Source organism: Streptomyces sp. NPDC059567, from assembly GCF_042735655.1.
Lineage (GTDB): Bacteria > Actinomycetota > Actinomycetes > Streptomycetales > Streptomycetaceae > Streptomyces.
Genome location: NZ_JBHWBS010000005.1, coordinates 133,514 through 144,542, shown reverse-complemented (window position 1 = coordinate 144,542; position 11,029 = coordinate 133,514). Strand labels below are relative to the sequence as shown.

10 protein-coding genes are annotated in these 11,029 nt (G+C 71.3%); all 10 read right to left on the bottom strand.

What is annotated here, in order from left to right; all coding sequences use genetic code 11:
• Positions 1 to 236: 236 nt before the first annotated feature.
• Complete coding sequence (gene pstB, locus ACFVZW_RS04805; RefSeq protein WP_329118039.1) at positions 237 to 1,013, bottom strand: phosphate ABC transporter ATP-binding protein PstB; 777 nt, start codon at positions 1,011 to 1,013, stop codon at positions 237 to 239.
• Positions 1,014 to 1,040: 27 nt separating this feature from the next.
• Positions 1,041 to 2,117, bottom strand: coding sequence for a phosphate ABC transporter permease PstA (gene pstA, locus ACFVZW_RS04800; RefSeq protein ID WP_384516732.1), 1,077 nt, complete (start codon positions 2,115 to 2,117; stop codon positions 1,041 to 1,043).
• Positions 2,114 to 3,091, bottom strand: coding sequence for a phosphate ABC transporter permease subunit PstC (gene pstC / locus ACFVZW_RS04795; RefSeq protein ID WP_384516729.1), 978 nt, complete (start codon positions 3,089 to 3,091; stop codon positions 2,114 to 2,116). Before pstC ends, pstA begins: the two co-directional genes overlap by 4 nt.
• A 112-nt stretch (positions 3,092 to 3,203) precedes the next feature.
• A complete protein-coding gene (pstS, locus tag ACFVZW_RS04790) occupies positions 3,204 to 4,340 on the bottom strand; it encodes a phosphate ABC transporter substrate-binding protein PstS (protein WP_384516726.1) in 1,137 nt (378 codons plus the stop codon).
• 265 nt (positions 4,341 to 4,605) lie between these two features.
• Entirely contained in the window at positions 4,606 to 5,001 is a 396-nt protein-coding gene (locus ACFVZW_RS04785; protein WP_384516723.1) for an NUDIX hydrolase, read from the bottom strand.
• Positions 4,998 to 5,990, bottom strand: coding sequence for a CHAD domain-containing protein (locus ACFVZW_RS04780; RefSeq protein WP_384516721.1), 993 nt, complete (start codon positions 5,988 to 5,990; stop codon positions 4,998 to 5,000). The genes ACFVZW_RS04785 and ACFVZW_RS04780 overlap by 4 nt, the downstream gene beginning before the upstream one ends.
• Positions 5,977 to 8,274: an RNA degradosome polyphosphate kinase gene (locus ACFVZW_RS04775; protein ID WP_384516719.1), complete on the bottom strand. Its 2,298-nt coding sequence runs from the start codon at positions 8,272 to 8,274 to the stop codon at positions 5,977 to 5,979. The genes ACFVZW_RS04780 and ACFVZW_RS04775 overlap by 14 nt, the downstream gene beginning before the upstream one ends.
• A 505-nt stretch (positions 8,275 to 8,779) precedes the next feature.
• Positions 8,780 to 9,727: an ABC transporter permease gene (locus tag ACFVZW_RS04770; protein WP_384516716.1), complete on the bottom strand. Its 948-nt coding sequence runs from the start codon at positions 9,725 to 9,727 to the stop codon at positions 8,780 to 8,782.
• Positions 9,724 to 10,572: an ABC transporter ATP-binding protein gene (locus tag ACFVZW_RS04765; RefSeq protein ID WP_384516714.1), complete on the bottom strand. Its 849-nt coding sequence runs from the start codon at positions 10,570 to 10,572 to the stop codon at positions 9,724 to 9,726. The genes ACFVZW_RS04770 and ACFVZW_RS04765 overlap by 4 nt, the downstream gene beginning before the upstream one ends.
• Entirely contained in the window at positions 10,569 to 10,952 is a 384-nt protein-coding gene (locus ACFVZW_RS04760) for a GntR family transcriptional regulator (RefSeq protein WP_384516711.1), read from the bottom strand. The genes ACFVZW_RS04765 and ACFVZW_RS04760 overlap by 4 nt, the downstream gene beginning before the upstream one ends.
• Between the last annotated feature and the right edge of the window lie 77 nt (positions 10,953 to 11,029).

The following is an 11,029-nucleotide window of genomic DNA, read 5'->3' as shown; positions in this document are numbered from 1 at the left end:
GGGGGGGGGGGGGGGGGCCCGGGGGGCGGCGGCGGCCGCGCGGGCGGGGGGGGGGCGGCCCCCGCGGGGCCGCGGGGCCGGGGGTTGCGCCCACCCCGCCCCACCTAGCCCCAAACCCGCCCTACCAAATGGGGCGCCCCGGCCCCCCTGGCGGGGTCGCGGGGCCCTTTCGTCTGCGGTGGCACCGCCATGCAGCACCGCAGGACGCCACGCGGCGGAGCCGCATGGTCTGTGGGCTATCCGAAGCGGCCGGAGATGTAGTCCTCGGTCGCCTGGACGCTCGGGTTGGAGAAGATGCGCTCGGTGTCGTCCAGCTCGATCAGCTTGCCGGGCTGGCCCACGGCCGAGAGGTTGAAGAACGCCGTGCGGTCCGAGACGCGGGCGGCCTGCTGCATGTTGTGCGTCACGATGACGATCGTGAAGCGCTCCTTCAGCTCGCCGATCAGGTCCTCGATCGCCAGCGTCGAGATCGGGTCCAGGGCCGAGCAGGGCTCGTCCATGAGCAGGACGTCCGGCTCGACCGCGATCGCGCGGGCGATGCACAGTCGCTGCTGCTGACCGCCGGAGAGGCCGGAGCCCGGCTTGTTCAGGCGGTCCTTGACCTCGTTCCAGAGGTTCGCGCCCTTGAGGGAGCGCTCGACGATGTCGTTGAGCTGGGACTTCTTGTACGAGCCGTTCAGCCGCAGGCCCGCCGCCACGTTGTCGAAGATCGACATCGTCGGGAACGGGTTCGGGCGCTGGAACACCATGCCGACCGTGCGGCGCACCGCGACCGGGTCGACGTGGGAGCCGTACAGGTTCTCGTCGTCCAGCATCACCTTGCCCTCGACGCGGCCACCGGGGGTGACCTCGTGCATACGGTTCAGGGTGCGCAGGAACGTGGACTTGCCACAGCCGGAGGGGCCGATGAAGGCCGTCACCGAGCGGGGCTCGACGGTCATGGAGATGTCGTCGATCGCCTTGTGGGCGCCGTAGTAGGCGGAGAGGCCGCTGACGTCGATTCGCTTGGCCATATCAATTCACTTCCAGAGTGACCGCGGTCAGCGGCCGGTCTTCGGGGCCTTCCAGCGGGCGATGCCGCGGGCCACCAGGTTGAGGATCATGACGAAGGCGATCAGGACGAGCGCTGCGGCCCAGGCACGGGACACGGCTGCGTCGGTGCCGACCGCGTACTGCTCGTACACGTAGAGCGGCAGGGAGGACTGGGCGCCTTCGAAGGGGTTCGGGTTGATGAGCTTCGTACCGAACACGAGGAGCAGGACGGGGGCCGTCTCACCGGTGATGCGGGCGACCGCGAGCATGACGCCCGTGGTGATGCCGCCGATCGCGGTGGGCAGGACCACCTTCAGGATCGTGCGCCACTTCGGGATGCCGAGTGCGAGGGAGGCCTCGCGCAGCTCGTTCGGGACGAGCTTGAGCATCTCCTCGGTGGAGCGGACCACGACCGGCATCATCAGGATCGCGAGGGCCATCGCGCCGGCGAATCCGGAGGGCCCGAAGCCCAGCATCAGATTCCAGGTGGCGAGGATGAAGAGGCCCGCGACGATCGACGGGATGCCCGTCATGACGTCGACGAAGAAGGTGACGGCCTGGGCGAGCTTCCCGCCGCCGTACTCGACGAGGTAGACCGCGGTCAGCAGGCCGATCGGCGCGGCGATCAGGGTCGCGATGAGGACCTGCTCGATGGTGCCGAGCAGCGCGTGGTAGACACCGCCGCCGGCCTCGGCGTCGAGGACGCCGTTCATCGAGTGGCTGAGGAAGTACGGGTCGAGGACTTCCATGCCCTTGCTGACGGTGACCCACGCGAGGGAGAGCAGCGGGACCACGGCCAGGATGAAGCAGACCCAGACGAGGCTGGTCGCGACCCGGTCCTTGGCCTGGCGGGAGCCCTCGACCTTGGTGGTGATCGCGTACGTCGCGAGGACGAAGAACAGCGCGGCGATCAGGCCCCACTGGATGCGGCTGTGCCAGCCGGCCGCGAGACCGAGGCCGACGGCGGCGGCGATCGACCCTATGGCGATGGCGAACGGGGTCCAGCGGGGGAGCCGGGCGTGCTTGAGCGGGTCGTGGGTGACGACGCTCTTCACGGGCGGACGGTCCTGTATGGCGTGGCTCATGCGTTGGCCCCCGAGTACTCCTTGCGGCGGGCGATGATCCACCGGGCCGCGCCGTTGACCAGCAGGGTGATGACGAAGAGGACCAGGCCGGAGGCGATCAGCGCGTCACGGCCGAACTCGTTGGCCTCGTTGAACTTCGCAGCGATGTTCTGGGCGAAGGTGCCGCCGCCCGGGTCGAGCAGGTGGCCCGAGAGGACGAAGCTGGGCGAGAGCACGACGGCCACGGCCATCGTCTCGCCGAGCGCACGGCCGAGGCCCAGCATCGAGGCGGAGATGATGCCGGAGCGGCCGAAGGGGAGGACCGACATCCGGATGACCTCCCAGCGCGTGGCGCCGAGGGCGAGGGCGGCCTCTTCGTGCATCTTCGGGACCTGGAGGAAGACCTCGCGGGTCACGTTGGTGATGATCGGCAGGATCATGATCGCCAGCAGGATGCCCACGGTGAACATGTTGCGGGCGACGCCGTCGCTGGCCTTGTCGAAGATGTAGGTCCAGCCGAAGTACTCGTCGAGCCACTTGTTGAGGCCGTCCAGGTACGGGACCAGGAAGATCGCGCCCCAGAGGCCGTAGATGATGCTGGGCACGGCGGCGAGCAGGTCGACCACGTACGCGAGCGGCTTGGCCAGCTTGCGCGGGGCGTAGTGCGAGATGAACAGCGCGATGCCGATCGCGACCGGCACGGCGATGACCATGGCGATGATCGACGAGACGACCGTGCCGAACGCCAGGACGGCGATGCCGAAGACGGGCGGGCTGCCGGCCGGGTTCCACTCGAAGGTGGTGAAGAAGTTCGTGGAGTCCTGCGAGATCGCGAGGATCGCGCGGTAGGTGAGGAAGCCCGCGATCGCGGCCATGATCACGAGGAGCGTGATGCCGGATCCGCGGGACAGACCGAGGAAGACCCGGTCTCCGGGACGGGCGGCGCCCTTGGCGCGCCGGCCCTTTTCTATGGGTGGTGTGGTTGTCGTAACCATTCTGACTCTCCGGTCTGCGGAGTCGTACGGCTGTACGGGCTCCTGGCGGCGGTGCACCGGATGCCGGGGCCGGTCCGTCGGTGGTGGCTGACGGACCGGACCCGGCCGGGGATCAGGACAGGGTGGGGACGATCTCGCGGACCTTGGTCGCGATCTCGGCCGGCATCGGGGCGTAACCGGCGTCGGACAGGACCTTCTGGCCGTCCTCGCTGATCGCGTAGTTCAGGAACGCCTTCAGGGTCGGCAGGGTCTCCGCCTTGTTCCCCTTGTCGCAGGCGATCTGGTAGGTGACCAGGACGAGCGGGTAGGCGCCCTCGGCCTTGGTCGCGTAGTCGAGGGAGAGGGCCATGTCGCTGCCCGTGCCCTTGACCTTGGCGGCGGCGATGGCCTTCGAGGCGTTCTCCGTGGTCGCGGCGACCGGAGCGGCGGCACCGGTGTTGACGGAGACCGTGGAGATCTTGTTGGCGGTCGCGTAGGAGAGCTCGAAGTAGCCGATGGAGCCCTCGGCGTCCTTGACCGCGGTGGCGACACCGGAGGAGCCGTTGGCGGCCTGGCCACCCGGGGCGGGCCACGACTTCGACTTCGGGTCGTGCTTCCACTCGGCCGGGGCGGCGGTGGAGAGGTACTTGCCCAGGTTCTGGGTGGTGCCCGACTCGTCGGAGCGGTGGAACGCCTGGATGTTGCTGTCCGGCAGCTTGACGCCCGGGTTCAGCTTGGCGATCGCCGGGTCGTTCCACTTCTTGATGTCGGTGTTGAAGATCTTGGCGATGGTGGGGGCGTCCAGGACCAGGTTGTCCACGCCGTCCAGCTTGTAGCCGATGGCGATGGGGCCACCGACCATGGGCAGGTTGACGCCCTTGCCGGTCTTGCAGATCTTCGCCGACTCGGCGACCTCTTCCTCCTTCAGGGCGGAGTCGGAGCCCGCGAAGGCGACCTGGCCCTGGTTGAACTTGGTGATACCGCCGCCGGAGCCGATGGCCTGGTAGTTGACCTCGACACCGTCGCAGGCGGCCTGGAAGTTCTTGACCCAGAGGTCCATGGCGTTCTTCTGCGCGGAGGAGCCCGCGGCGAGGAGCTGGCCCTTGGCGCCCTCGCACTTGATGTTCGACGCGGCGGCGGAGGTCTTGTCCCCGTTCGGGGTGGCGCCGCTGTTGTTGTCCGAACCACACGCCGACAGGACGAGGGCGCCGGACACGACGAGGGCACCGATCGCGGAGGCGCGAAGCCCGTTCATGCGCGAAAGCTTCACTTTCGGGTGTTCCTTCCAGAAGCCGCCTGCCGTGGACCGGGTGTCCTGAACGTTTACGGCGGCGTGTGTCGGGGTTGTGGGTGCAGCGCTGTGCTTGTGCACCTTGTACGGCCGAAATTAGGCAGATCAGGTGAAGCGGCCGACGGGGGAGAGTGAACGGGAAGTGAACCGTGCCGGAAGGCGCGGTGCGGGGCCCTTCGGCGGGCGCCGCGGTGACCCCGTCGCGAGGCTGTTCTCGGCATCGGCGGGGTCGTCGTCGGCGGGGTCAGCTCGTCAACGTCAGCATCGCGTCCAGGAGGTCGCGGTCCCGCGGCTGCGTCAGGCGGGCCCGGGCCTCTTCCGGGGGGAGCCAGGCCATGCGGTCGACCTCCGTGCTCGGCGTGAAAGCGCCCCCGAGCGCGCGGGCCGACCAGTACGTGACCACCTTCGGGCGGCCGTTCGCCAGGTAGCGGGCCGTGGGGAGACGCGGGCCCAGGGCGCAGGAGTGGCCGGTTTCCTCCCGTACCTCTCGGACCGCGCACTCCTCGATGGTCTCGCCGCGCTTCAGCTTGCCCTTCGGGTGTGACCAGTCTCCGTACTTGGGCCGGTGGACCAGGGCGATCTCGATGCCCTGGCCCGACGGAGCGGGGCGCCACAGGACGCACCCCGCCGCGAGGATCACGGGACCGGCGCCGTCGTGCGTTGCCAGGCGCGCTGGAAGGCGTACCTGGCGGCCTCGACCTCGTGGCGTTGGTCCGCGTGGAGGACGCCGAGGGCGTACGCGGTGGCCGGGGCGATCCGGGGGGTGCGGGCCGCCGTGGCGGCCGCGGTGGCGGCCTCGGAGGCGTCGCGGTGCCGGTCGAGGGCGCGGCCGGACTCGTAGAGGACCGGGTCCGGGTCGGTGCCGTGCAGGACCTCGCAGGCGTACCGGTGGAGGCGTAGCAGGAGCCGGGTCTGGTGCCAGGGCGCGTCCTGGACCTCGCCGGCCGCGAGCGCGAGGGCGTCCGCGTTGTACGGGTGGGCCGCGCGGGCCAGCGGCAGACCGGCGACGGCCTCCGCGAGCCGGCGCTCGACGACGGTGGCCGGCGCGTCGAGGACCTCGATCGCCGGGGCCGCCCCCGCGGGCCCCAGCGGTACCTCGGAGGCGAGGAGCGCGACGGCGTCCGCGACCGCGTGGAAGCGGGAGGAGCCCAGCGCCTGGAGGGCCGCCGAGTGGGCCCGCGTACGGGCCAGGGTGAGCTGGCGTTCGAGCAGGGCGCCCGCGCGGGCGGCACCGACCGTGAGCCCCGGCCCGTCGGTGACGCCCCGCGCGGCGGGCACCGGCCCGCCGCCGCTCGACAGGCGGGACAGCGCGTCCACCAGCCGGACGAGCCGGGAGGTGCAGGCGTGCTCCAGGGCGAGCGTTCCCGACAGCCAGGCGAGCTCCGTGCGCAGCTGGTCGGCCCAGGCGGCGTCGAGGAGCGGCCGGAAGGTGTGCAGGGTCCCGCTGATGCGGCGGGCGGCCGCCCGGAGGGACCGGGCGGCCTCCTCCGAGCCCGTCGTGTCCGCGCCGCTCTCGGTGTGCAGGCGCAGTCCGCGCAGGAAGTCTCCGGCCCGCGCCTGGAGGTAGGGGGAGAGGACCTCTCCCGCCGTGACGCCCGTGGAGACGGAATGGTGGTCAGGGTTGTGCACGCCGGCGCCTCCGCGCGTCGATGAGCATCTCCTGGACGTGCCGCAGCGGCTGGCCCTCCGGGTCGGTCGCGTGCCGCGTCCAGTTCCCGTCCGGGCCGAGGTGCCAGGAGGAGGTGGTGTCGGACATTCCGGTCTCCAGGAGCCGGGTCAGGGCCGCCCGGTGGGCCGGGTCGGAGACCCGGACCAGGGCCTCGATCCGCCGGTCCAGGTTGCGGTGCATCATGTCGGCGCTGCCCAGCCAGACCTCGGGCTCGCCGCCGTTGCCGAAGGCGAAGATCCGGGAGTGCTCCAGGAAGCGGCCGAGGATCGAGCGGACCCGGATGTTCTCGGAGAGGCCGGCGACACCGGGGCGGATCGCGCAGATGCCGCGGACCCAGATGTCGACCGGGACGCCCGCCTGCGAGGCCCGGTAGCAGGCGTCGATGATCGCCTCGTCGACCATCGAGTTGACCTTGATCCGGACGTACGCGGGGCGGCCCGCGCGGTGGTGGGCGATCTCCTTGTGGATCCGGGATACCAGCCCGTCGCGCAGGGACTTCGGGGCGGTGAGCAGCCGGCGGTAGGTCTCGCGGCGGGAGTAGCCGGAGAGCCGGTTGAACAGGTCGGAGAGGTCCGCGCCGACCTGCGGGTCGGCGGTGAGCAGGCCGAGGTCCTCGTAGAGCCGGGCGGTCTTCGGATGGTAGTTGCCGGTGCCGACGTGCGAGTAGCGGCGCAGGGTCTCGCCCTCCTGGCGGACGACCAGTGACAGCTTGCAGTGCGTCTTCAGGCCGACGAGCCCGTAGACGACGTGGCAGCCGGCCTCCTCCAGCTTCCGCGCCCACTTGATGTTGGCCTGCTCGTCGAAGCGGGCCTTGATCTCGACGAGGACGAGGACCTGCTTGCCGGACTCGGCGGCGTCGATCAGCGCGTCGACGATCGGCGACTTGCCGGAGGTCCGGTACAGCGTCTGCTTGATCGCGAGGACGTCCGGGTCGGCGGCGGCCTGTTCCAGGAAGGCCTGGACGGAGGTGGAGAAGGAGTCGTACGGGTGGTGCAGCAGCACGTCCCGCTCGCGCAGCGCCATGAAGATGTCGGGCGCGGAGGCGGATTCGACCTCGGCGAGGTCCCGGTGGGTGCCGGCGACGAACTTGGGGTACTTCAGCTCGGGCCGGTCGAGGGAGGCGATGCCGAAGAGGCCGGTGAGGTCGAGCGGGCCGGGCAGCGGGTAGACCTCGGCGTCGGAGACCTTGAGCTCGCGGACGAGCAGGTCGAGGACGTACGGGTCGATGGACTCCTCGACCTCCAGGCGGACCGGCGGGCCGAAGCGGCGGCGCAGCAGCTCCTTCTCCAGGGCCTGGAGCAGGTTCTCGGCGTCGTCCTCCTCGACCTCCAGGTCCTCGTTCCGGGTCACCCGGAACATGTGGTGGGCCAGCACCTCCATGCCGGGGAAGAGCTCCTCCAGGTGCGCGGCGATGACGTCCTCCAGCGGGACGTACCGCTCGGGGGAGGCCTCCAGGAAGCGGGAGAGCAGCGGGGGCACCTTGACGCGGGCGAAGTGGCGGTGGCCGCTGACCGGATTGCGTACGACCACGGCCAGGTTCAGGGAGAGGCCGGAGATGTACGGGAAGGGGTGCGCGGGGTCCACGGCGAGCGGGGTGAGGACCGGGAAGATCTGCTGCCGGAACAGGGTGAAGAGGCGGGCCTGCTCCTTCTCGGTGAGCTCGGGCCAGCGGATCAGGTGGATGCCCTCGTCGGCGAGGGCGGGGGCGACGTCCTGCTGGTAGCAGGCGGCATGCCGGGCCATGAGTTCGCGCGAGCGGGTCCAGATCAGCTCCAGGACCTCGCGGGGCTGCAGCCCGGAGGCGGAGCGCGTGGCGACGCCGGTGGCGATGCGGCGCTTGAGGCCGGCGACGCGCACCATGAAGAACTCGTCGAGGTTGGACGCGAAGATGGCGAGGAAGTTAGCCCGTTCGAGGAGGGGCGTGGTGGGGTCCTCGGCCAGTTCGAGGACCCTTTCGTTGAACGCGAGCCAACTGCGCTCGCGGTCGAGGAAGCGTCCCTGGGGGAGTTCGCCCTCGGCGTCGTCGTCCTCGTACGCGTCGAGATCGGCGTCCAGATCGGGCTCGAGGTCCGTCGCGGGGCCGGTGCTGACCGTGTGGGGGCGGTGTGCGGCTATGGATCCGACGGACGGCTGTGTGGTCGGCTCGCCGTCGCGCTGGGGCGTCTGCTTGGACGCCTGCTTGGACGTCCGCTTGGACGGCTTGGCGGTGGACTGGACCGGGACCTCGGCGGGCTGCTGGCTCATGGCCCCATTCTTCCGCGCGAAGGGGTGGTCGGGCGCGTCGGAGCGGGCCGTGGGCGCGGGAAGTCTCCCTTTGGGGAGCCTCTTGGCGAGAGGAGGCACGGCGGGCTTCATTGCGTGAGCGTCGCAAGCGCGTCTGAATGGCCGGTAACGACGACATGACGTGCGGGCGTCCGTGGGCTACCTGTGCCGGGGGCGTCGTCGGCGGGGCGGGGTGGTGGGTTCACTCGTGGGCGACGTGGGCGGGCGTCCGTGGGCTACCTGTGCCGGGGGCGTCGTCGGCGGGGCGGGGTGGTGGGTTCACTCGTGGGCGACGTGGGCGGGAATCGGGGGCGGGGCCGTCAGGGCCCCCCCCCCCGGATTTCGGTGGGTCGATCCTAACGTTAAGGGGGGGGGGGGGGGGGGGGGGGGGGGGGGGGGGGCGGCCGGGGGGGGGGCGGGGGCGGGGGCGGGGGGGGGGCCCCCCCCCCCCCCCCCCCGACCTGATTTCGGTGGCTCGATCCTTACGTTACGGGTGCCGGGCGCGCAGGACGCGGAAGGCGGCGAAGAGGGCGAGGGCGGCGACGGCGAGGACGATGCCGGTCTCGATGAGCTGGGTGGGCCAGAAGTGGGCGTAGGGGTGGTAGTCGACGTACTGGCCGGTGATGCCCTTGCTGGCGTAGCAGGTGTCGGCGCTCTGCGGGTCGTAGCAGGACCATTCGGCGATGCGGCGCCCGTCCCCTGCGAGCAGGCCCATGTCCATCATCAGCCCGTCGGCAGGGACGGGGAGGGGTCCCGCCTGCGAGCTGATCGGTCCGGTGAGCGTCTGGACGGACAGGAAGTCCCAGCGCAGCGTGCCGAGCGTGGCGAGGACCAGGCCGGTGACCAGGCCGGTCGCGGCCATCGCGACGATGGTGCGGCGGATCAGCTGCCCGAGGAGCGCGCCCACGGCGACGGCGAGCAGCACGTACGCGACGAGGACGGTTCCGGTCGCCTCGTACGGGCCGCGGTCCGACCAGTGCAGCTGCCAGGTGCCCGAGACCCGGCCCCAGCCGATCCGGTAGATCGCCATGAGGGCGAGGGTGACCGCGAGCGCGGCGGCGCCCGCGGTGAGGAGCTTCGCGCGGAGCCACTGTGTGGGGGCGACGGACTGGGTGAGCGCGAGCCGGTACGTTCCGCTCTCCAGCTCGCGGGCGATCAGCGGGCCCGCGACGAAGGCCCCGACGAGGAGGGGCAGGAGGACCATGCCGGTGCCGGCGTACTCCATGGCCAGGCGCAGGATGCCGAACGCGCGGCTGTCGTCGGAGGGGATGCTGTAGCCGTCCTCCACGTACGTGTCCGGGACGGAGGCGTCCCACAGCCGCAGCCCCGCGAGGACGGCGAGGGACAGGGCCGTCGCGGCCCCCGCCGCCCAGAGGGCCCGCCGGTGCTGGCGGACCGTCACCCAGGAGGGGCCCTTCAACGTGACGGCGCTCATGCGGAGGCTCCTTCGGGGGTGGTGCGGGAGGTGCGGAGGTGGGCGAGGAGGAGGTCTTCGAGGGACGGGGCCGTCGCCTCCCAGGGCCCTTCGACCGGACCCTCTCGCCGGATGAGCGCGGTGAGTTGGCGTCCCGTCGTGCGGGATTCGACCACCCGGTGCGGGGCGAGGTCGGCGATCGGGCCTCGGAGCAGGGCGTGGGCGGCCAGGAGGTCGTCGATGGCGCCGTCGAGGCGGATCCGGCCTCCGTCGACGAGGAGGAGGTGGTCGCAGGCGCCCTCCAGCTCACCGAGGATGTGCGAGGACATGACGACCGTCGTGCCGCGTTCCGCGGCGTCGGCCATCAGGACGCCCATGAGTTCGTGTCGGGCGAGCGGATCGAGGTCGGCCATCGGCTCGTCCAGGAGCAGGAGGTCCGGTCGCTTGCCGAGCGCGAGCGCGAGGGCGACGCGGGTGCGCTGGCCACCGGAGAGGCTGCGGACGCGCGCGGTGGGGTCGAGGTCGGCGGTGATCCGCTCGGCGACGGCTCCGTCCCAGCGGTCGGGGTTGAGCTCGCGGCCCATCCGCAGGGTCTCGTCGATCGTGAGCTGCGGGTAGAGCGGCTTGTCCTGGGCGACGTACGCGAGGTGCTCGCGGGCGGGTGCCTGGACGGAGCCCTCGGTGGGCCGCAGGAGTCCCGCGGTGAGGGCGAGGAGGGTGGACTTGCCGGCGCCGTTCGGGCCGACGACGGCGCAGACGCGGCCGGCGGGGAGGCTGAACGAGCAGTCCCTCAGGGCCCACCCGGGCCGCCGTCTGCCGTACCGCTTGCCGAGGCCCTCGGTGCTCAGGGCCGTTCCGCTGGTCATGCGTCCCCCTCGAAAGATTCCTTCAGTACGGATGTGAAGAGCGCGGCCACGTCCTCGCGCTCCAGGCCCGACTCCCTGGCCCGGCGTGCCCAGTCGGCGAGTTCGCCCCGCAGGGGCGAGTCGGCGGGGCCGGTGCCGAGCGTCGCGCGGACGAAGGTGCCGAGTCCGCGGCGGGCCTCGACGAGTCCTTCGCGCTCCAGTTCGCGGTAGGCCTTGAGCACGGTGTTCGGGTTGATGGCCGTGGCTTCGACGACCTCGCGTGCGGTGGGCAGTCGGTCGCCGGGCTCCAGGACGCCCATGCGCAGGGCCTGTTTGGTCTGCTGGACGATCTGGAGGTAGGTGGCGACTCCGCTGCGCCGGTCGATCCGGTACTCGAGCACGTTCCCTTTCACCACCCTTTCACTAATCAAGTAGTGAAAGGGTGGTGCAAAGAAGGGGGCGGTGTCAACCGCCCCCT